Raw genomic sequence first — 21,640 nt, forward strand, 5'->3', positions numbered from 1 at the left:
CGAGACCGGCACCGCCGCCGATACCTGCGCCTGCACCGATCAATGCGTCGAAGGCACCACCGAACGCGGCACCGAGTTCGGCACCGATCTGCCCGCCCACCGCCAGCGCCGCAGCGAGTGCTGCTTGCAGGGATGCCGCAATCTCGCCCGTAACGTCGATGCCACCGGTCAGGCTGCCGCCCGCTGCGAGTCCGCCACCGGCGACTGCGCCTGCGGCCAGCCCGAGACCGGCCGACAAGCCTCCGCCGAGGCTCGCTCCCCCGGCGAGTGCGCCGTCGAGGCCTGCGGATCCGCCGGCACCCAAGATGGCCGAGAGCTGGCTGCCGGCTCCGGCGAACAGTCCCGATTCGGCGACCAGCGGAGCAACCGCAACGATGTCCGCATGGGTCACATCGCCGAGGCCCGCGGCGGCCAGAGCCGTCTGGGGGTTGGCGCAGTATGCGGCGGCAGCCTGGTCATCGCGCAGCAGGCTGAGGATGAAATCGAGTACGGCGTTGGTAGCCATCTGGGTCTCCTTGACGAGGGGTGCTTCGTGGTTGATCACAAATCTAGGCATCGGCGGGCCCCCGCCCAACGGGGGCGATCCCCCTACTCCCCCCGGGGTTGCCAGGGGGGTTTCGTTAGGGATCTTGGTGCTTTAGGGGATTTCACTCGTTCCACGCTCTAACCTGCTGTGAGACGTAACGAATAGCCAGTGCCGGCCGACAATGCGAGTGACGGCAGTACTACCGACGGCTGGGCGAGATGAAGGCGGCGACACGAACATGAACGCAGGACTCGGCATCCGTATCGGCTCGGCGACGGCTGTAGCTGCCCTCGATACCGACCCCGTCTCCTCGGTGGTCAAGCGTTCGGCGCTCCACCTTCGCCCCGGAGCGGCCCCGAGCTTGGTCGAACTGTGGGATCGATCGAGGCGGAATTCTATCGGTGGATTCGCCGACCGGGTCGGCGATCCGGTGGAGCTGATCGACGACGACGGACGCACGCACCTCGCCGAGGATCTGTATGCCACCGCTACTCGCGCACTCGTCGCCGAAGCCTCCGCCGGATCGGATTCCACCCCGACCGTCGTCGTCACCCACCCCACCAACTGGACCGCATACACCGCCGAGGTTCTCGGTGAGGCGTTGGACCGCGCAGGGCTGGCCGACGTCACGCTGGTACCCGAGTCCGTTGCCACGATGCGGTGGCTCGAGGTGACACGGGGGCCACAGTCCGACGGCCTGGCCGTGGTCTACGACCTCGGTGCCAGCGCACTCGACGTGACCCTGCTACGGACCGGCTCCGACGCAGGCGTCGTCGGCACGGGGGTTCACTCACCGGAGTTCGGCGGCGCGCAGTTCGACCACGCGATCATGCAGTACGTCCTCGACACGGTCTCGGGAAGCCAGTCCTTCGATTTCGATCCCTTCGACCCCGACACCGTCGGGGCTTTGGTGGAATTGCGAGCCCGCTGCAGCGAGGCGAAGGAACAGCTCTCCTACGACACGTCCACCTCTCTGACCGTCGAACTGCCCGGTCTGCAGACCGAGGTTCGTCTGGTGCGCTCCGAGATCGAAGAACTCGTGCGTGCATCGCTGATGGCGTCGATCGGAGTCGTGCGTGACGCCGTCACCGCCGCCGGGCTCGAGGTCACCGACATCGACCAGGTGGTGCTCGTCGGTGGCAGCGCAGCCATGCCGCTGGTTGCCGAGCTCATCTCGTCCGAACTGCGGGCACCCGTCGTGGCCGGACCGCGCCCCGAACTCACCGTCGCCGTCGGTGCCGCGATCCTCGGCAGCGACATCGCCGACGCCACCGCAGCCGACGACGCGGCAGCCCTGGCCGCGGTTCCCGCCGCGTCCGTGGCTTCCGCAGCCACGGCGGCTCCGATGGCACGCCCGACCCCCAGGCCCGCGCCGACACCCACCGCCGTCCAGTCCGATGAGGGCATGTCCGGCCGCAAGAAGGCCGGCCTCGTCGCTGGATCCGTCGTCGTCCTCGCGCTTCTCGCAGGCGGTGGCCTGTCGGTGGGCACGGCGCTGACGTCCGACAACACCACTCCGGCCGAATCCAACGCGGAGACCTCGATCTCGGGAACCACGACACCGGGGACCACCGCAGCGGTGGCAGACGTCGCCACGACGACAGCAACCGATGAAAATGGCTCTGCGCCAGCCGCATCCGATGGTGCCCCGCGCACGGTGGTCAACTCCGACGGCTCGGTGACGCAGATCGACCCGGCCACCGGCGCCCCGGTCGCTGGTGCCCCGGCCGCCGGAGCACCCGCCCCTGCTCCCGCCGGCAACGGCGCAGCAACCGTGCCGACCATCCCCTCGGTCGCGGCCCCGACGGTTCCCAACTACCAACCACCCGCCGTGCAGCTTCCCCCGGCACCTCAGGCTCCGAACGTGCAAGTCCCCAGCTACCAGGCCCCCACCTTCACCAACCCCCTCCCGAACACCGCTAACACTGTCGACAAGACGCTCGACGGGGTACTCAATCTTCCGGGCCAGATCCTCCCGATCGGCTGACGCCCGACCGTGACCAGCACCCGATCGACACTCGTCGGCGTCGAGCGCGCCGATCGCTTCGTTCGTGATGCGCTCGGCACCAGGGGGTTTCATGTCGTCGTCGGGGTGAACGGCTCCGGTCGCTCCGCTGTTCTCGACGCGGTCGCGGCGTCGGTAGATCCGTACCCCGGCAGCATCGCCGACGCGCCGTCCGGGGCGACGGTTCTGATCGACGATGCGCACCTGTTGTCGGACCAGCGGTTGGACGAGATTGCCGCTGCCGCAACACGCTCGGACATCACTCTGATAGTGGCGACCGCACCGCGCAGGTTCGACTCTCGGATCGAGAAGATGATCGCTTCCGCTGGTCCCGCTCGACTGACACTGGTTCCACTGGACAAGACGTCCATCGCCGCGCGTTCGGCCGCAATCGCACGGCCTCTGTCGGCCGCGCTGGCCGGTGCCATCGCCAAATCCACCGGCGGAATCCTGGCCGCAGTCGACGCGGCGTTGACTGCACTCGGCAGTGATCGCTCCGATCCGGCTCCCCTGCGAACGGTGACCGAATCGGTTGCCGAGCAGCACCGCCGGATGTTGATCGAGACCACCGACGACACCCGCGCACTGCTACTCGCAGCTCGATTCGGGATGCCACCCGAGCCCGCCACGGCCGCGCAGATCGTCGCGCGCGAGAGCGAGGCCGAGTCGCTTGTCGACCTCGCGTTCGGCTCCGGCGTCCTCGATTCCACCGGAACGTTGATTCCATCGGCCGAGGCCCCGCTGATCGAGTTGATCGGCGATCGACGCTGCCGCACCCTGCTCGACTCCATCACCGATGTCGCTGCCCGATCCCGCGTGCTCGACGCCATCGCCGCACGTGCGTTGGCCGAGCGTGGCGTCGTCCACGCGGGTCTGGCGGATTTTCTTGTACAGCAAGCCGATTCGGCGTCGATCGAGACAGCCGGAGCCCTGTACGACGCAGCGGTGGACGCCGGCTTCGACTCGTCGGCACTGGCGGCCCGCAGGTCGGAGGTCGCGGCCGCCACCGGCGACCTGGACGAGGCGGGTCGCTACGCCGACGTGGTACTCGACATCGCCGCGGACTGTGATTCTTCGGATCTGCGCACAGCGGTGCGGGTCTCGGCCTCGATTGCGGCGCAGCGTGGAATGCTCTCGCGCAGTGCGCAACTGTTCACCTGGCTCGGCGACGATCGGCTGGGGCCCGATGTGGTGTGGGCGGCGCTGTCCGCTGCCGCGGCCGGTGATCGCAGCGCCGCAGACCGGTCGATGGCCGCGGTGTCCGCCCTTGCGCCGACCTCCAGCACGGCGTCGGGCACCTTGCTCGTGACCGGTGTAGTCGAGTCCATCGACTCGCGCAGCGCAGCCGCAGCGAGTGCCGCCGCGAACTCGATGATGCGCGCAATAACATTGATGGGCAACGTATCCGACCGATCGTGCATCCCCGACACTGCTGCGGCCATTGCCGCCGTGCATGCCGTGCACTGCGGCGACCTCACCCGCGTCGACTCCATTCTGACGCGAGCGCTCCCCGAACATCGTCCAGGATCCGAGGCACATACCAGGTTGAGCCTCATCGGAGCCTGGGCGTCGATGCTGCGCGGAGATGCAGCCGATGCGAGCTCTGCGATCGACGCTCTTCGGATTCCGGTGTCGCACGTCCGTAATCAGCTCTTTCTGCACGCGATTCGGGTGGGCCTGGCCCGCAGATCCGGTGATGCAGGATCACTGATCACGGCCTGGACCCACGCACAGAACGTGATCTCCGAGTACTCCGCAGACCTGTTCGCGCTGCTACCCCTGGGCGAATTACTCTTGGCAGCAACCCGACTCGGCCAGGTCGACCGCGTCGAACATCTCGTCACGCAGGCCAACGATCTGCTCGCGGCGCTCGGAGATCCGCCGATCTGGGCGTCCGCGCTGCATTGGTATCAGGTTCAGGCCGCCATCGTGGCCCAGACACCCGACGCGTTGGTGCCGCACGCCAAGTCTCTGGCCGCGGCCGCTCCGACCCATCCGTACAGCGCCGCACTGGCTGCCGCCGGCCGCGCCTGGCTCGGCGTGTTGCAAGGCAGACCCGATGCGACCGCTGTCGAGAATTCGGCGCGCACGCTGACCACCTTCGGGCTGCCCTGGGATGGAGCCCGCTTGGCGAGCGAGGCCGCCCTCACCGTCACCGATACCGCGACGGCCACCTCGTTGCTGCACATCGCCCGGTCGCTGCGGCAGCCCACCACACACCAACGGGACAATCCGGGAACTACGCCCACACCGAGTGGTTCTCTGAGCGAACGCGAAGCCGAGGTCGCGGAACTGCTCGTACTCGGAGTGACCTACCGCGAGGTGGGCAGCCGCCTCTACATCTCGCCGAAAACCGTCGAACATCATGTGGCTCGAATTCGGCGCAGGCTCGGGGCCGAGTCTCGTTCAGAGCTGATCTCGATGCTGCGTGCCATGGGCTACGGGGCTTCGACCAGCGCAACTGTCAGCCCTGTAACTGTGCAAGGCCCCGAAGCGACATAGGAACAGAGAATCACTCCCGACCGAAAACAGGTATGACCCCATGACAGAGCAGCCCCGCCCTGTGCGCGTCGGCGCACCGGACGTCGGCCTCTATCTGGACGACGATCGTGCCGTCGCAGCCGAGATCGATCCCGTCGCACCTCGTCCGCTCGAGACGACCGACGCACCCATCGACAGTCCCGAACAGGACCCGCCCGAACCCGGACCGGATCCAGCGGGTCGGGACGCCTCGGACTCCGGCCGAACGCCGAAGGACCGATCGACAGGGGCAAATCCATGAGCGGTGCAAGACATCTCGGCATCACCATCGGCAATACCAGGTCGGTCGCGGTCCATCGCGCCCACTCGGACGAGGAACCGACGATCGTCGTACTGCCGACGACACTGAGATTCGACGAGGACGGGCGCGCACATCTCGGTGAACCCGCCGACACAGCACCGTTCACTCGGTTCGTGGACCTGGTCGGCCGGCAGGAGGACCTCGACCCCGAGGCCGAGGCCTACCGCGCCGAGGATCTGATGGCCAACGCCGCCAACTGCCTGGTTTCCCTGGTGGCTGCCACGGTCGAGTCCGGCGAGACGCCTGTGACGACCATGACGTACCCGACGCGATGGCCGCGCGACAGCGTCGCTCTCCTGCGCGACGCCCTCGACCACGCCGGCCTCACCTCGGTCGCCTTGGTGCCCGATGCGAAAGCCGTCAGCACGTTCGCTCAGCGCAACCCCGGGTTGGGTGCCACGGTGATCGACATCGGTGCCACCGGCACCGACATCTCCACATACCCGGGAGGTGGAACCGTCCGCACCACCGCCGTGAGCGGGGATGTCTTCACCGACGCACTGTTCGATCACGTGGTGACCGATCGTGAGCACATCGACCTGTCCGACGAGGCAGTCCGGAGCGCCCTGGCAGGCGTCGTCGCCTCCTGTGAGGCAGCCAAACACACACTGAGTACAGCCGAGGACGCCGTCATCTCGGTGGAACTGCCGGGTCTGTCGCACACCACGACCATCACGCGAGCCGAGTTCGCGAACCTGATCGAGCCGGCGGTGCGCACCCTCGACGTGCCGCAGACCGACACCATGGTGCTCACCGGAGGCAGCGCAGCACTCCCGCCGGTGGCGGCGGAGATCGCCGAACGATCCTCGGGCCCACTGCTCGTCGAGCCGCTCGCCGCAACCCGCGGCGCACTGATGCTCGCAGAGATCGAGGATGTCGACGGCAACTCCCTGGTCACCGGTGCCGCGCCGGTCGTCACCCGCAACGACGGCAACGACTCCCTCGATACCGACGCCATTCCGGTGGTCGCGCCGGAGAAGTCCCTCGCATTCTCCCAGGCGATTCCCGCGGCGGCACCGTTGTTCGGAGCGTCGGGATTCCGGTCCGAACCGATCGAGCCGGCCCAGGACAGCGCGTCGGACACCGGAGACATGGCCGCCCCGTCGTCCGGTGCGAAAACGGGACGCAGCGAACGCTCACGAACCATCGCCACCATCATTGCCGGCGCTGCTGCAGGCGTGGTCATCGTCCTCGCCATCGCGGCAGTCAGTGGAGTGTTCGGTGGTTCGCCCGCGGCGCCGCCCCCGACCGTCACCGATGCCGGCTCGCCGGTCGTCACCTCCACTCGCACGCCGTCGACCACGACTGCTTCTCCCGCTCCGCCGGCGATCGTGGCACCGGTGGTCGACGAACCGACCTACGAGCCGTACGTTCCGCCCCAACCCGCACCCCTTCCCGCCCCGCCGCCGGCACCCGTACCCGAGCCCATGCCTGAGCCGACGCCTGAGCCCGTCGTCACCACCACCACGCCCGCGGCCACCACGACAGCGGTGACCACTACCCCGGCCGAGGCGACTACGACGACCGCCACCACAACCGACACGACACCTACGGAAACTCAGCCCTGAGCTGCGACAACACTGGCTACGCGCCTGATGCCCTATGGTAGGTCGCTGATACCTAGCACCCGATGAAGGGATTTCATGCGTAACACCGGGGCGCTGCGTGCTGCAGTGCTGTGTTCGACGGCTTTCGTGATCGTTGCTTCGTTTTCCGGAACAGCGGCCGCCGATCCCGTCGTCCAAGCTGCCGCCGATCAGCTTCCCGCCGAGCTCGTCGAGGCCGTGCAACGAGATCTGAACATCTCCCCGCAGGAGTATCTCGATCGGGCGGCTCGCGCTCAGGAACTGTCCGCCTACGCCTCGGACTTCCGGGCCAGCCGTCCGGCGGATTTTGCCGGTGCCTGGATCGGGCCCGACGGCAATGCCGTCGTCGCTGTCACCTCACCTGCCGCAGCACAGGCCGTCGCCAAGGACGGTTACGCCACAGCGCAGTCACCGGTGTCGGCGGATGGGCTGGAGAAGTCGCTGGCAGATCTCAACAGTTGGATCGCCGCCCTCCCTCGTGAGATCTCCCAGCAGATCAACGGAACAGCAATAGATTTCATCGACAATCAGATCGTCGTCGACCTGGTGAACAGCCCGATCGGTAGGGCCCTCAACCTGCCGACGCTATTGGCCAATATCAAGGTCATTCTGTCTCCCGGAGGAAACGGTCCGGCCGATCCGACCCCCATGGGCGGCGACACCTACGTCACGACGCCCGGGCCGATCGGCCAAGCGCCGACCACCGACATCAGCATCTGCTCGTTCGGTTTCAATGCCGTCGACGGCTCCGGTGCCGCGGTCAATCTCACTGCTGGACACTGCAATCCGAACAAGGCCACCGGAGTCGGCGGCGCGCCGGTCTACCTTCCGGATCCGTCGGACATCGCACGCAGCACGCAAATCGGGACGTTCGATCGATCGAGCCTGGGCGCACAGGACGGCCTCGACTGGTCGGTGATCGCCCTGAACGACTCGGGCATCACCTCCGGTCTGGACCGTCCTACCGTGCGCGGAGCCAACGGCAGCACCGTCGCCATCACCGGAACAGCGGCTCCCGTGATCGGAGCGCCGGTCTGCAAGTCCGGACAGTCCTCGTCGTTCACCTGCGGAATCGTTGCCGCAGACCGCGTCGAGACTCAGCTCTACATGGAGGACGGCACGTCCCGTACCGTTCGTGGATTCGCCAGCACCGCATGCACTCTGGCGGGTGACAGCGGCGGTGCGATCGTGACCGGAACGCTCGCACTCGGCATCACCAGCGGATCCAACAGTGGCGGCGCACCCGATTGCAACGAAGCCAACCTGACTTTGGCGCAATACGGCGGCACCGCGAGCCTGGGCATTCCCATCGATCAGGTCATAGGAGCCACCGGGGCAACCCTGCGAACCGAGTAGCGCGGTCATGCCGGAGCCACGTAACCCCCTATAGTCGTACCCGAAGTGAATGGCATCACATCGTGGTGCCTTGGGAGGGGTTATCCATGCGTCGCCGTGCGCTCGGACTGTCGATCGTTGTCGTGTCGTGCCTGATGGGAATGGCGGTGTCCGCGCCACGGGCAGCTGCCGAGCCACTGCTGTCGCCCGCGCTGGCCGAAGCCGTGGCCCGTGACCTCGGCTTGAATCCGCAACAATTTCTCGACCGAGCCGATGCGGCTCGCCGGTTGGCAGAGTTCACCGCCACCATCGGTTCCGAGGGCGTCACGGGTTCCTGGCTCGACGACGACGGTCGACCTGTCGTCGCGGTAGCCGGCGGACCGACTCACACCGAGGTGGCCGACGCGGCGTCGGCTGCCGGTTTGTTGGTCGACGCATCCGCAATCGACGTCCCGCCCGCCGTGCACGTCGCGGTTCGACCACTCCTGGACCTGTTGCCGTTCGACCCTTCGCTCACCGCCGGTCCGATTCGTGCCAGTTCCTACCTCGGCGGCGACAGCTTTCTCGCCGGCACACCGGCCGGTCTCGGTCTGCGCTGCTCCCTCGGCTTCAATGCGCTCGATACGAAGCGCGGAGCCGTCAACATCACCGCCGGGCACTGCGATCCGGGCACGGGCGCTACCGGTTCCGCGTCCTCGACGGGTGCGTACCCCATGTACGGCAGTCTCGTCGGGTCGAAATTCGGCTCGTTCTACCGAACCAGCCAGTCGCACAACGATTACGCCTTGATCGACATCGACGACAACAACATCGGATCATTCGAGGGCAACGCGGTGCGAGTTCCCGGCGCAGGTCCACTGCACGTCACCGGAACAGTGGACCCCATCGTGGGTGCACCGGTCTGCAAATCCGGTTCGCGAACCGGATTCAGTTGCGGCACCATTCTTTCCACCGGTCGCAGCGTCGCCATGGGTGAGGGCGTTCTGGATCGCAGCTTCAGCACCTCCATCTGCGCCCTGCGCGGCGACAGTGGTGGACCCGTCGTCAGCGGCACCCTCGCCGTCGGCATTTCCAGCGCCTCCACTGTGGGCGATCAGCCATCCTGCGAGTTCGCGACCCTCTTCACCATGATGCAGGGCCAGCGTCCCGAACTGTTCGCCACACCCATCAACGACGTACTCGCCGAGAACCCCGGCCTGAGCATCCGGACGTCGTAGACCTCGGTCACGTTAATTCTGTTGTTCCAGCAGAACCGATCCCGACGGTGTGTCCTGCACGTTCGACGCCGATCCGTCCGACTCGTACACCGATACCCAGTCGACGTCCACGTAGGCGACTTCGGGAGTTCCCGCCCGGCCGCACTCCCCCACACCCCAGTATTCGAGCTTGGTGCACGCCCCTGCTTGAGCCTGAATCCCGAGCCACATCGGAGTCCTCCGGAATCGACGCACCCAATGGGGTTCGCGCCCATACCTTTCCGTTGACCATGTATCTGATCTGTTCTGGGTCCCATTCGACTCCGACGGTCTGCCATTGGTTCGTGTCCAACTGTAGGTCCGCCTGCGAGAAGTGATGCTCGTCTTTTTCTCCACTCCAGTGCAGGAACGAGGACATCGTCTGCCGGGTCCCGTCTGCACTTTCGGCGATGTCGATCTCCGGCGGCCAGACCTCATCGGCAGGCCACAACAGAATGTGATAGCTGATCTCGTCCGAACGGTCTGCGCGCAGTCGCACATCCCACTTGCCGTACTTCTGGGACACCGGCGAATTCGATGCGCCGCCGGTCACCCAGCGACCATCCTTCTGCTCTGCGCGCAGCCGAAGCGCACCACCGCTGACAGAGGCCTGCTCGTAATCCCACCAACTGGCCGGGTCACCTCCGGGACGGCCGTAGTAGGCACCCCAGTTGTCGCCGAGATCGCACCTGTCGAAATCGTCGACGAAGATCTGGTGCCAACCCGGCGGGTCCTCCCTGGGCACCGCGTCCCCCGACATCACGTCGGCCGCCATCGGATCGCACCGTTCACTGCTGACCAGGGCAGGTTCGAAGTGGTTGGTCTGCGCGCAGGAGACCGTTGTCGCTACGACCAGCAGAGACACCGACAGGACGCGTCCAATACTCACTCCCAGATCGCAATCTGCTGGAACCGTACGATCACGACGGCCGCTGCCAGCACCAACAGCACGATCAGCACCACCGACAGCACTCCCGCGCGGTTCATGCGGCGGCTGCCACCGCGCCCGATCGCGCCATCGGTCGGGACCTCACGTTCACGCAGTACCGACGAAACGACGAGTGCCACGAACAGGGCACCGAATGCGAGAAATCCCATCCACAGCGCGATCATTTGAGCACCACCGGCGGAGTGGATGTGTTCTGCAGGATGGTCAGGTCGGCGGTCTCGACCACCACTCGATACTGGTCCGATCCGACCAACACGCCCAATTGTTGGTCGACGACCGACTGCGAGTACCCGTACTGCAGATAGATCTGCGCCGAGGACTGTCGGGTCGTGAACACGAAATCGGGATTCTCACTTCGCACACAGCCGCTGAGATCGTCGAGGCACTCGAACGACTCCATGGTCGCCACTCTGACGTCGTCGAAATAGCGAGCGGACACCAAACCGGCGGCTGTTCCGATAACCATGATTTCCGAGCCTTTCGGGACCGACCGCATCAGCGCGTCTCCGTATCGAATCTGATCCTCGTCGGTGTGCTCGAACGAGGTGTTCAACCCTCGAGTTGCGGTCAATATCAGGGCGATTCCCAGAATCGCGGCGGTTGCGGCAATCGTTCGTGTCCAGTGGCGTGGTGCAGCCGCTCGACGCGTGAGCCGGCGGAGGATCGCGAACGTGCGAACCAGTGCGTCCGCCGCATAGGGTGCGACGAACGGTGAGGCCAGCACGAAGCAACGGATCACCACTTCGCCGCCGTAACTCTGCACCAGAACCAGGCCGAACGGCACCATGCACAGCAGACCACCCATGAGCCACGTCGTCCGCTTGCAGTACGTCAACCAGCCCGCGAACGCGAAGACGAGAAGCGCGCCCGAGGCCGCAAGCCGCAGATACTGCATTTTCTGGTACAGCGGATCGGCACCGATGCGGTCGCTGACGCCGCCCTGCACGGCACCGGATACCTGCCCGACGTCGCCGAGCACGTAGGCCAGGTGGCCCTTCCAGTAGTCGACTGCTCCGTAGCTGAACCACGCCACGAACAGCGCCACAGCGAACAACCACAACAGGCGGTATCGCGTTGTGCCGGTGAGCGAAAACAGGAACAGGGCTGCGATCAACACGATCGGTGTCAGCTGGTGGGTGATGACGATTGCCGCGATCAGGACGACCATCAGCGCCTCGACGGCAAGGGTTCTGCCCGCACCGAATCCGCGGACGGTGCCGAGAGTGCGTCGCGGTACTGCGACGATCCACAGTCGCCAGGACGACGGTGCCGCCGGAAGGGGCGCGACGCGCAGCTGCCAGAGCAGCAGGGCGCAGATGGTGAGATACAGCATGGTCGCGGTCGGCTGCGGCGCGAAATAGTCCTGCTGGTACCAGTTGAACGACAGGTAGAGGATGACCGCGATCCACGCGACACGCTTGCGCCCGGTGAGTGACAGTGCAATCGAATACAGCGGCAGCATGGTCAAGCCGCCGTAGAAGAGCGGAGCCCACAGCAGCATCGGAGACAGATCCGACAGTCCACCGGCCCCGGACATATGGGCACCGGCCGAGAAGAATCCGGCCCAGCTGAACCGCGCGTCCGACGGCGGCGGCAACCCCTGCAACGACGCGATGATATCGATCAGTCCGCGGTGGGTGTACGCCGTCGGGACCGATGTGACGCCGTCGGCCAACGACACGTACATGGTGGTGAACATGATCAGCGCGAGACCGGCTGCGCCGAGTACCACCGAGTCGAGACGGGCCCTGGACAGGGCAACTGCGATGACCGCCGCCACGATCAGCAGCGCGACCAGATAGCTGATGCCGATGTGGGTGATGACCCCGAGCGCCCCGGACGCCTGAGGTCGCAACACCTTCGTCGCGTGGGCGAACAACGCGACCGCAACGACGAGCGCACCCAGCAGCACGCATCGGGTCACCACCACGGCCCGGGCAGGACTCGGACGAGGCGCAGCGCTCACCAAGGTCCGCGACGACCACAGAATGAGGGCGGCCGAGACCGCACAGATGTAGAGCTGCACCGTCACCGGCTTGAGGTTTCCGGTCACCACCTCGGCCTGGGCGATGATCAGCATCGTCGCGAACGAGATCGAGACCGTGACCGACCCCACCAGAGCCGGCTGCCGAATGCGCAGCAGTACCGCTATCGGAGCGCCGGGCAGCAGGGTCACTGCAGCGACCACCACCGCCACTCGTAGCCCGTTCGGCAGCGCGTCCGCATGATCGGATCCGGCCAAGATGGCCAGCAACGTCGACGCGATGGCCACCGCAGCGGCGGCAAACAGCAGCGCCTGCGCACCCCGGAAGCCGGCCTGGGGACGCGCCGACTCTGCCGTACCCACGCCGTCAGGTGTCTTTGCCGTGTCGGCGACGGTCACGAGTTGGTCCCAGGCCTGCGGACCGTGATGGCCTTGACATACAGGAACGGGCCACACAGATAACCGAACAGCTCGATGAGCTTGAGGTCGCGGGGCATGGGCGGAGCCCCGACGGCGAATCGGTTCTCCTCGGGTGCAAGGAGCATACGAAAAGCGGTCGGGAGTCGGCCGAGCAGCGCGCGCGCCGGTACTCCGCCGTCGAGGAACAGCTTGGTGACGATGGCGGCCATTCCGCTCCCGTACCCAAACATCTGCTGCCGTAGTGCGGCATGATCGGCCCGATGATGATGACCGACGACGGCCGTCGGCGAGTAGACGATCGTTCCACCGCGCAGCACAGCTCTTCGGAACAACTCCAGGTCCTCGCCGCCCTTGGTGGGGGTGCCGGGGCCGATTCTCTCGTCGAAGCCGGCGAGCGACTCGAAGGCCCGCTTTCGGAACGACATGTTGTTACCGCTGCCCATCTCCCCGGCTGTGTACGGGAACAGGGCCGCGGTTCCGCGCTCGCCCAACTCGTCCGGCACCGCGCCTGTCGATGCCAGGGTCCAGACCGTCCGCCGAGCACCCTTCTCGAACAAGCCGGATTCCTCGAACCAGCGCTGCTGATCCGTCTCGACCGCAAGTCCGACGACGCGTCCGGTCACCCCGACCACGACGCCGTCTCGATCCGCCGAGTACACATCGGCCAGCGCCGCCAGCCAATGCCGATCCGGCTCGGCGTCGTCGTCGGTGAACGCAACCACCCGGCCGGACGCGTGCCGCACTCCGGTGTTTCTGGCTCGCGACACCCCACGACGCGGCTCTGGCACGACGATGCATCGGGGATCGTCTATCGACTTCAATGCGTCCTCGACCCGGCCGGAGGTCGGTGCGTTGTCGACCACCACGAGCTCGACGGCCGGGTAGGACTGGCCGAGCACGGCGTGGACCGTGCCCAGCAAGGACGGCCGGCCCACGGTGCCGACGACGACGGTGATGACGTCGCCGTCGCCGAATCGATCTCCCGCGCCCAGCGGGGCAGGCGACCGTCGAGGAGCCAACACGTAGCCGGTGCCGGCCAGCGTCATGGCGAGCAGGGCCGCGCCGATCCGCCGTGGAGTGCGGCGGCGCAAGTCGCCGTTGGTGGTGTGGTCGAGCATCAGAACTCCGATTCGGTACGAGCGTGTGCGTGTGGATGCCCCAGCATCCGAAGTCATGGGTCGCTTCGCCGGCTCCGCTTCGAAACCGACTGCTTCGATTCAAGTGCTGCGCTTGTCCCCGATTGCTGAACTGTAGATGTCGACGAATCGCTGCGCGCGATGTTCGGAATCGAACCGGCCGGCGGCTTGTTCTCGCGCGGTCAGGGCCAGACCGCGGGCCAAGTCCCGATCGGTGACCATCCTGCGCAGTTGCGCGGCCAACGAGTCTGCGTCACCGGTGCGCGCAACCAGACCGGTCCACTCGTCGGTGACAAAATCGACCAAGCCTCCGGTGTCACTCGCCACGACCGGCACCGCGCAGGCCTGGGCCTCTAGTGCAATGAGCCCGAAGGGCTCGTCCTGCGACGGGCAGGCCAGCACGTCCACGGCGCGCAGTGTTGACGCCACCATGTCGGTGCGGCCCAGGAATCGATACGCACCGGGCAACAACCGGGCGGCCGCCGTCTGCAACTCGGCGAGGTAACCCCCGTCATCCTCGCTGGGCGCGCCCACTATGGCGAGATGCGCGTCGACTCCGGACCGGCGTACGCGGGCCACGGCGTCGATCAACACATCGAGGTTCTTCTCGCGGTCGATGCGTCCGACCGCCGCGATCAACGGTGCGTCGGGATCCGCGGTCATGCTGGATCTCAGGTTCGGATCACCGGCACCGGGCGCGAACGCCGTGGTATCGATTCCTTGGTGAACCACGCTCGCTCGACGCGCGGCACGAGCCGGCAACTGCTGTGCTGCCGCGCTGCTGACCGCCACCGTGCGAGTCGCTGTCATCGCTATCGCAGCAAGCAAAACGCGTCCCGCACCAGCCGGGACGATGTCGTGGAATTCGACGATCACCGGCTTCCGCGCGAGCCTGGCCGCGAGTACCGCGTCGAGATGGAGTAGCAAATGATTGGAATGCAGCACGTCGAAGTCGCGGGCCGCACGGCGCAGGATCGACACTGTGCGCGCACTCCTGGGTCCTTGAGCGACCAGCTGGCCGAGCGGGTGCAGCGACATTTCTCCCTGTCGACGGATACCGACGCGCTGTGGCAAATCCAACGGAAGAAACGGGAGGCCACTGCTGCGCCACCACTTCTCGGTGGCACTACCGCCCGGCGCACCCAAGGTCACGGTCACGCCCCTCGCGCGCAGCGCAAGCGCCAGATTGCGGAGGCTGTGATCGGTTCCGCCCACCGACGTCGACAGCGACACAGCGAGCACCTCAACTCCGCTCAACTCGCGCGCCACGCCGGTATCCTGTCTCATAGTTGGTTTAAGTACAATCGATCGTACTCAGAGTTGGCTGAAATGCCCATCACGACCATAATGTTGATATTCCTCTCGTAAACAACAAGTAATCCCGTCTCTCGGAAGTGACTACGCGATGAACGTGGACTTTCCCTCGCACCACACGGTTCACGAGACCGATGTCGCGATTGCAGGCAACTGGACCGTCGTCGCCCTCGGCCCAGTCGATCACGGCGGAGTGGACGGCATTCGCCGCGCCCTTCGCACGACGATGAGCGTCGGTCCCGCCGCCCGGTTGGGGCTCGTTCCGGATTCGAGGTCCCGTCGCTGGCAATACGACCCGGAACGCCTGCTGCGGGCCGTCCGACAGGGTTCGGAGATCACCGAAGACGACTACGACCGCGAAATGTCTGCGCTGTTGGATGTCCACGACCCCGCCGAACCGATCTCCATCACTGTGCACGGAGAGCATGTTCTGTTCTGTATGAATCACGGCATCGGCGATGGCCAGATGATCATCAACCTCTCCCACACCTTGGCCGACGTCGACGCACGCAACGGCGTCGTGCCGAAGTGGGCGACGAGCGCTCGCACTCTTCGTCCGCTCACCGTGGCGGCGATGCGCTCCTTGGGAACCGATCCTCGACGCCTCCTCCACCTTCTGCGCTCCCGACTCGGTCCCGCGATGCGTGAGCGACGGAACGAGCGCACTGCAGGCAACGCAGACACCGTGTCCATACCGGCGAGCTCGCCCACCCAGACGGCTCCTGCCGCGCACGATTCCATTGGGCCGGATTCCATTGCGATGACGTCGTCCGTCGAAGTGGTGGCCGACGCAGCGACGATCGGCTGTACCCGTGAGCTGATGAGGTGGCGCGATGAGTTCCGCCCCGGCCAGTCGATCTCTATCTTGTTCTTTGCCGCCCTCGACGCCGCATTGCGCGACGAAGGAATGCTCATCGACGATGTCGCCAAGGTGCTGTTCGACGTGCGCAGGTATCTCCCTGCTGATCGGACCACCCTGGCCAATCTATCGGCCGGCATCGACGTCGACCTCCCCGACACCACCGACACGGTCCTGCTCTCACGCCAATGGCGGCGAATCATCGACTGCGGGCAGCCGGTCGCGAACCTGATGATGGTCGGGCTGCGCTCGAAGCTCGCCCGACTGCGCTCAGCGAGCCTTACCGAGACCACGCCGCCCGACGCACCCGACACCATTCGCCTGGCCCTGTCCGATATCGGACGCCACGCCCGATTGAACGACATCGACTTCATCGGAGAGGCAAAGGCTTCGTATCGCGTCATGGTGACCCCCGCAAGCCACGGACACATAACCCTGACCACTGCGCGACTACGCGACTCCATCCGCGTCGCCGCGTCTTTCCACTCGACGTTCGTCGATGCGGACGTCGTCCGGCGGGCACTTCGCGCCGCGTGCTCGATGCCCATCTCCCTACTGGACGCGAGCACAGCTGCCCCTGAGGCCAATCCCGCTGCCTGACAACGAACGAGGGCCCACGACCTCGATGAGATCGTGAGCCCTCGTTTCGGAACGAGTTGGGTCTACTTGGCGTACACCGTGGTGCCCGGTGCCGCGTTCAGCGTGTTGATCAAGTCGATGCCTGCGACGACGAGGGTCGGGCCGCCGGCCGTGATGGTGCCCGCGAGTGCACCAATCGGCGCACCGACGAGCGCTCCACCGATGCAAGTAAGCACTGCGACAGGGATGCCGACTACCGTCAGCGCCGGCGGAGTTCCACCGATGAGGCAACCAACGCCCGCGCCGACGATCGTTCCGCTCAGGCTGCCGATTGCCGTGGCAAGCGCGAGCTGCGACTGAAAGTTCTCCTGCGCTGCGTAGTTCTCCTCGGGCGAGGCGACAGCCGTTGCGCCGATGCTGCGTGAGTTGGCCGACGCCTTGGTGAGATCGAGCTGCGGGACCAGACGCAGGGTCTTGCCGTCGTTGTCGAGGTTCTGCTCGTACGGGAAGTTCAGTCCGCCCAGGTTGAACGACAGCGGGAGCGTCAGGAGAGTGTTGTCGGCGGCGTCGAGGACGTCGACCGTCTTGCCGTCGTCGGCGATCTTGAAGACGCCTGCATCGATCGTGGTGACGATCGTGCGGTCTTCCAGATCGACGGTGTAGTTGGTATCGGGAGTCGTCTGCTCAGTCGGGGACTGTGCGTACGCGGTTCCGCTGGCCAAGCCCATCGCAACTGCGACGAGGGCCGACGTAACGACCAGTTTGCTGAGTTTCATGTGGAGTCTGTTCCGTTTCTGTACAGGGAATGCTTGGCAGTACCGATAGGCAACCGTCAAACGCAAAGTCACCCCGATGACGCTTTTGCGACCTTTGGTGCGAGCAAATGGTAACCCATGAATCCGACCGTTCGTTGTCCTTTCGTCACCGTCTCGCCGCCCATTAGTTATCAGAAGTCACAGAAATTTCGAAAAACCGCAGAGCACAGGGCCACGACACGTGATCATCACGCCGCATATGTCGGTCGAACAGGTGAATACGAGACAGAACAGACACGTCCACTCGAGAGGCACCGATCCCCTGCCGGGAAGCATTTCGGGCAGGTAAGGACTGCCTTCCCGACAGCACCTCGAGGGCATACGCCTACCGTGAGCTGCGAGACAACCTACCGACGAGTTCAGCCCGCCCGTCGGACGGCCTCATTTCGGCATCCACCAGCATCGCTTGCTCTGATCGATGTTGAGTTACCCGCCAGTAGATAACTACTGCTACCAGCGAGTAACATCGGCCGTCGTATAGTTCGACCGGCCGTACCCGCGGTAGCTGCTCCAGCTGCCACCTGAACGAAAGGCCGCGCCATGAACGCGCTGACGATCACGTTGGGCACAGTCGGTGCTCTGCTGAGCCTCGTCTGTTGGTACTCCTTCATCCGTGGCGGACTGAGGATGTTCAACATCGTCCGACTGGGCCAGCCCGCCCCCGACCGCTGGCGCCCCATCGTGCCTCGCTTCAAGCAGATGGTCGTCGAGTTCCTCGCCCACACCAAGATGGTCAAGTTCCGCACCGTCGGCTGGGCACACTGGCTGGTGATGATCGGCTTCATGGCCGGAGCAGTGTTCTGGTTCGAGGCCTACGGCCAGACGTTCAACCCCGAATTCCACTGGCCCATCGTCGGCAGCTGGGCCGTCTATCACCTGATGGACGAGATCCTCGGTCTCGGAACCGTCATCGGCATCCTCACCTTGATCGTCATCCGTCAGCTCAACCATCCCCGCAAGCCCGAGCGTATGTCGCGCTTCGGCGGCTCCGGATTCCGCGCGGCGTACTTCGTCGAGGCAGTCGTCCTGGTCGAAGGACTGGGAATGATCTTCGTCAAGGCCGGCAAGATCGCCACGTTCGGAGACGCGAACCCCTACACCGACTTCTTCACCATGCGGGTGGCCACACTGCTCCCGGCCAGCGTGGAGATGGTGTCGATCTTCGCGTTCATCAAGCTGATGTCCGGCATGATCTGGCTCTACTACGTGGGCCAGAACATCAATTGGGGCGTCGCGTGGCACCGCTTCACCGCGTTCCCCAACATCTACTTCAAGCGCATGGACGACGGCAGCGTCGCGCTCGGACCGGCCAAGCCGATGATGTCCGATGGCAAGGTTCTCGTGATGGAAGAGGCCGACCCGGACGTCGACGCGTTCGGCGCAGGCAAGGTCGAGGACTTCAGCTGGAAGGGTTGGCTGGACTTCACCACCTGCACCGAATGTGGCCGTTGCCAGTCGCAGTGCCCCGCGTGGAATACAGGTAAGCCACTCTCCCCCAAACTGCTGATCATGTCGCTGCGCGACCACAGCCAGGCCAAGGCGCCGTATCTGCTGGCCGGCGGCAAGAAGGACATGGCAGGCGACGAGGTCGGACTCGTCGACGCCGAGGGCAACGTCGATCAGGCCAAGCTCGACGCCATCCCGCAGGCCGCCCGGGACGAAGCCGATCGCAAGCTCGTCGCCGATGCCATCGAGGGTGGCATCATCGATCCCGAGGTGCTGTGGAGCTGCACCACCTGTGGTGCCTGCGTCGAGCAGTGCCCGGTGGACATCGAGCACGTCGACCACATCATCGACATGCGCCGCTACCAGGTGCTCATCGAGTCCGAGTTCCCGTCCGAGCTCGCAGGTCTGTTCAAGAACCTGGAGAACAAGGGCAACCCGTGGGGCCAGAACTCGAAGGACCGTCTCAACTGGATCAACGAGATGGACTTCGACATCCCGGTCTTCGGCCAGGACGCCGATTCGTTCCAGGACTACGAGTACCTCTTCTGGGTCGGTTGCGCCGGCGCCTACGAGGACCGCGCGAAGAAGACCACCAAGGCCGTCGCCGAGCTCCTTGCCACTGCAGGCGTGAAGTTCCTGGTGCTCGGTGCGGACGAGACCTGCACCGGCGACTCCGCTCGCCGCGCGGGCAACGAGTTCCTGTTCCAGCAGCTCGCGATGCAGAACATCGAAACGATCAACAATGTGTTCGACGGCGTGCAGCAGAACAAGCGCAAGATCGTCGTTACGTGCGCTCACTGCTTCAACGCGCTGGGCAACGAGTACCCGCAGATCGGTGGCGACTACGACGTCGTCCACCACACGCAGTTGCTCAACCGCCTCGTGCGCCAGAAGAAGCTGATCCCGGTGGCCTCGGTCAGCCAGGACATCACGTACCACGACCCGTGCTACCTGGGCCGTCACAACAAGGTGTACGACGCTCCCCGTGAACTCATGGCCGCGTCGGGCTCGAACCTCAAGGAGATGCCGCGCCACGGTGAGCGGTCCATGTGCTGTGGCGCCGGTGGCGCACGCATGTGGATGGAAGAGAACATCGGCAAGCGCATCAACATCGACCGGGTCGACGAAGCGCTCGCGACCAACCCGAAGAAGATCGCGACCGGCTGCCCGTTCTGCCGCGTCATGCTCACCGACGGTGTCACCGCACGCCAGGAAGGCGGCGCTCACGAAGGCGTCGAGGTCGTCGATGTCGCGCAGCTGATGCTCGAGTCCATCACCCGGGTGGAGTCCTCGGTACTGGCCGAGAACATCAAGGTGATCCCGCGCGAGCTCACTCCGGAGGAGAAGCTCGAGACCGAAAAGGCGATGGAGGTCCAAGAGACCGAGCGCATCGAACCCGTCGAAGAGCCGGCCGAGGCGAAGACCGCTCCCGCAGCTCCGGCTCCGAAGGCCGGCGGCGGACTGAAGATGAAGGGTCTCGCCAAGGCACCAGGAGCGAAGGCACCCGGATCTGCAACCAAGGCCGAAGAGCCCACGGAGGACGCTGCACCTACTGCCAAGCCCAAGGGTCTCGGCATGGCCGGCGGCAAGGCACCCGGAGGCAATGGTCTCCAGATGAAGGGCAAGGCACCCGGCGCAAAGGCTGCTGCACCGGCACCTGCAGTGGAGGCTCCCGAGGCCACAGCCGCACCTGAGGCTGCCGAGTCGACGCCCTCCGTCAAACCCAAGGGCCTGGCCGTGAAGTCCGGATTCAAGAAGCCGGGCGCGAAAGCACCGGGTAAGCCCGCCGAGGCCGCTTCGACCGCTGAGGCAAACACCGCGGAGGCACCAACGGAATCTGCCCCCGCAGCAAGCGAATCCAAGCCGACCGTCCAGCCCAAGGGCCTGGCCGTGAAGTCCGGATTCAAGAAGCCGGGCGCGAAGGCACCGGGCAAGCCCGCCGCTGCACCTGCAGCGACACCGGCCGCTGAGCCGGAGACAGCAGAGCCCGAGAAGGCCGAGAAGGCCGAGCCGACTCCGGACGCCGAGGCACCTGCCACCGAGGCTCCCACGGCTGAGGCTTCGGACACTGCGGGTGACGCCGCATCCAACGGTTCGGATGATCGGACTCCGCCCAAGCCGAAGGCCGGTGGACTCGGATTCGCTCCAGGAGCCAAGGTTCCCGGTCGCCGGAAATAACCTCACACCCTCTTCACCGACTGCGCGCCCCCGCTCACTTCAGAGCGGGGGCGCGCAGTCGTCGACAGGGGTGGTGTGGTTCGCCCCCGCAACGCTGGACGAATCGGACATCGTGAGTAGGGTCGGACTCGAACTGCATACCCGAGAAGTAGGAGCAGGCATGACCGACGATGCGGACAAGCTCTTTCGCCGCTACGACGAGTGGTGGACGGCCTTGTCCCCCGACGACCGGGCTCATGTCGAGAAGTGTTGCGAATCCGGCCGCACCGACGAGCGTCTCTGTGCACTCATCCGCGAGAACGACGGCCCGTCCAAGGCAGCGTTCGAGGCGGGTAGCAAATTGTCCGAGGGCAACAGCAAGTACTGCGCTATCCCCAGCGCGCTACTCGAGTTTTTCGAATCGAAGCATGCCCACCCGCCCAGGTGAGCGG

At 65.6% G+C, this 21,640-nt stretch carries 16 protein-coding genes; 9 read left to right on the plus strand and 7 right to left on the minus strand.

Going from position 1 to position 21,640, the window contains the following annotated elements:
- On the minus strand, positions 1–505 hold a 505-nt coding region (locus tag RHODMAR_RS00455), incomplete at its 3' end, for an IniB N-terminal domain-containing protein (RefSeq protein WP_008710066.1).
- Between the two features lie 259 nt (positions 506–764).
- Here RHODMAR_RS00455 and RHODMAR_RS00460 point away from each other — a divergent pair.
- The 6 genes from RHODMAR_RS00460 to RHODMAR_RS00485 all read left to right on the plus strand — a co-directional run bounded on the left by RHODMAR_RS00460 (position 765) and on the right by RHODMAR_RS00485 (position 9,511).
- The gene (locus RHODMAR_RS00460) at positions 765–2,513 is read left to right on the plus strand and encodes an Hsp70 family protein (RefSeq protein WP_008710068.1); all 1,749 of its coding nucleotides are present in this window, start codon (positions 765–767) and stop codon (positions 2,511–2,513) included.
- Positions 2,514–2,522: 9 nt separating this feature from the next.
- On the plus strand, positions 2,523–5,033 hold the full coding sequence (locus RHODMAR_RS00465; RefSeq protein ID WP_008710070.1) for a helix-turn-helix transcriptional regulator: 2,511 nt from the start codon (positions 2,523–2,525) through the stop codon (positions 5,031–5,033).
- A gap of 40 nt (positions 5,034–5,073) precedes the next feature.
- Positions 5,074–5,313 (plus strand): hypothetical protein, encoded by a 240-nt coding sequence (locus RHODMAR_RS00470; protein ID WP_042937372.1) that lies wholly within the window; start codon positions 5,074–5,076, stop codon positions 5,311–5,313.
- Positions 5,310–6,941, plus strand: a complete 1,632-nt coding sequence (locus RHODMAR_RS00475; protein WP_008710072.1) for an Hsp70 family protein — start codon at positions 5,310–5,312, stop codon at positions 6,939–6,941. The genes RHODMAR_RS00470 and RHODMAR_RS00475 overlap by 4 nt, the downstream gene beginning before the upstream one ends.
- Before the next feature lie 75 nt (positions 6,942–7,016).
- On the plus strand, positions 7,017–8,315 hold the full coding sequence (locus RHODMAR_RS00480) for a S1 family peptidase (RefSeq protein ID WP_008710075.1): 1,299 nt from the start codon (positions 7,017–7,019) through the stop codon (positions 8,313–8,315).
- A gap of 86 nt (positions 8,316–8,401) precedes the next feature.
- On the plus strand, positions 8,402–9,511 hold the full coding sequence (locus tag RHODMAR_RS00485; RefSeq protein ID WP_008710077.1) for a S1 family peptidase: 1,110 nt from the start codon (positions 8,402–8,404) through the stop codon (positions 9,509–9,511).
- A 7-nt stretch (positions 9,512–9,518) separates the two neighbouring features.
- Here the strand turns inward: RHODMAR_RS00485 and RHODMAR_RS00490 are convergent, their stop codons facing one another.
- From RHODMAR_RS00490 to RHODMAR_RS00510, 5 genes are read right to left on the minus strand one after another with little or no spacing between them, the layout of a single operon-like run.
- Positions 9,519–10,418 (minus strand): glycoside hydrolase family 16 protein, encoded by a 900-nt coding sequence (locus RHODMAR_RS00490; protein ID WP_008710080.1) that lies wholly within the window; start codon positions 10,416–10,418, stop codon positions 9,519–9,521.
- The gene (locus RHODMAR_RS00495; protein WP_042937374.1) at positions 10,415–10,642 is read right to left on the minus strand and encodes a hypothetical protein; all 228 of its coding nucleotides are present in this window, start codon (positions 10,640–10,642) and stop codon (positions 10,415–10,417) included. The genes RHODMAR_RS00490 and RHODMAR_RS00495 overlap by 4 nt, the downstream gene beginning before the upstream one ends.
- Entirely contained in the window at positions 10,639–12,861 is a 2,223-nt protein-coding gene (locus tag RHODMAR_RS00500; RefSeq protein ID WP_008710083.1) for a hypothetical protein, read from the minus strand. The genes RHODMAR_RS00495 and RHODMAR_RS00500 overlap by 4 nt, the downstream gene beginning before the upstream one ends.
- On the minus strand, positions 12,858–14,057 hold the full coding sequence (locus RHODMAR_RS00505; RefSeq protein WP_051047685.1) for a glycosyltransferase family 2 protein: 1,200 nt from the start codon (positions 14,055–14,057) through the stop codon (positions 12,858–12,860). The genes RHODMAR_RS00500 and RHODMAR_RS00505 overlap by 4 nt, the downstream gene beginning before the upstream one ends.
- Before the next feature lie 42 nt (positions 14,058–14,099).
- Positions 14,100–15,287, minus strand: coding sequence for a glycosyltransferase family 4 protein (locus tag RHODMAR_RS00510; RefSeq protein ID WP_232433529.1), 1,188 nt, complete (start codon positions 15,285–15,287; stop codon positions 14,100–14,102).
- 136 nt (positions 15,288–15,423) lie between these two features.
- On the opposite strand from RHODMAR_RS00510, the gene RHODMAR_RS00515 reads away from it, so the two are divergent.
- Positions 15,424–16,791, plus strand: coding sequence for a hypothetical protein (locus tag RHODMAR_RS00515; RefSeq protein ID WP_008710090.1), 1,368 nt, complete (start codon positions 15,424–15,426; stop codon positions 16,789–16,791).
- 62 nt (positions 16,792–16,853) lie between these two features.
- On the opposite strand, the gene RHODMAR_RS00520 is transcribed toward RHODMAR_RS00515, so the two are convergent.
- Positions 16,854–17,546, minus strand: a complete 693-nt coding sequence (locus RHODMAR_RS00520; protein WP_042937376.1) for a hypothetical protein — start codon at positions 17,544–17,546, stop codon at positions 16,854–16,856.
- Positions 17,547–18,125: 579 nt separating this feature from the next.
- Between RHODMAR_RS00520 and RHODMAR_RS00525 the strand changes: the two genes are divergently transcribed.
- Both RHODMAR_RS00525 and RHODMAR_RS00530 read left to right on the plus strand, forming a co-directional pair.
- Complete coding sequence (locus RHODMAR_RS00525; RefSeq protein WP_008710095.1) at positions 18,126–21,209, plus strand: (Fe-S)-binding protein; 3,084 nt, start codon at positions 18,126–18,128, stop codon at positions 21,207–21,209.
- Positions 21,210–21,369: 160 nt separating this feature from the next.
- Positions 21,370–21,636: a hypothetical protein gene (locus tag RHODMAR_RS00530; RefSeq protein WP_157225921.1), complete on the plus strand. Its 267-nt coding sequence runs from the start codon at positions 21,370–21,372 to the stop codon at positions 21,634–21,636.
- Positions 21,637–21,640 lie beyond the last annotated feature (4 nt).

It is taken from the genome of Rhodococcus sp. AW25M09 (assembly GCF_000333955.1).
Lineage (GTDB): Bacteria > Actinomycetota > Actinomycetes > Mycobacteriales > Mycobacteriaceae > Rhodococcoides.

Bases quoted from the DNA above. Each gene is read 5' to 3' on its own strand.
- RHODMAR_RS00460 (WP_008710068.1), top strand. From the start codon at position 765: ATGAACGCAGGACTCGGCATCCGTATCGGCTCGGCGACGGCTGTAGCT.
- RHODMAR_RS00470 (WP_042937372.1), top strand. From the start codon at position 5,074: ATGACAGAGCAGCCCCGCCCTGTGCGCGTCGGCGCACCGGACGTCGGC.
- RHODMAR_RS00475 (WP_008710072.1), top strand. From the start codon at position 5,310: ATGAGCGGTGCAAGACATCTCGGCATCACCATCGGCAATACCAGGTCG.
- RHODMAR_RS00480 (WP_008710075.1), top strand. From the start codon at position 7,017: ATGCGTAACACCGGGGCGCTGCGTGCTGCAGTGCTGTGTTCGACGGCT.
- RHODMAR_RS00485 (WP_008710077.1), top strand. From the start codon at position 8,402: ATGCGTCGCCGTGCGCTCGGACTGTCGATCGTTGTCGTGTCGTGCCTG.
- RHODMAR_RS00495 (WP_042937374.1), bottom strand. From the start codon at position 10,642: ATGATCGCGCTGTGGATGGGATTTCTCGCATTCGGTGCCCTGTTCGTG.
- RHODMAR_RS00505 (WP_051047685.1), bottom strand. From the start codon at position 14,057: ATGACTTCGGATGCTGGGGCATCCACACGCACACGCTCGTACCGAATC.
- RHODMAR_RS00515 (WP_008710090.1), top strand. From the start codon at position 15,424: ATGAACGTGGACTTTCCCTCGCACCACACGGTTCACGAGACCGATGTC.
- RHODMAR_RS00520 (WP_042937376.1), bottom strand. From the start codon at position 17,546: ATGAAACTCAGCAAACTGGTCGTTACGTCGGCCCTCGTCGCAGTTGCG.
- RHODMAR_RS00525 (WP_008710095.1), top strand. From the start codon at position 18,126: ATGAACGCGCTGACGATCACGTTGGGCACAGTCGGTGCTCTGCTGAGC.
- RHODMAR_RS00530 (WP_157225921.1), top strand. From the start codon at position 21,370: ATGACCGACGATGCGGACAAGCTCTTTCGCCGCTACGACGAGTGGTGG.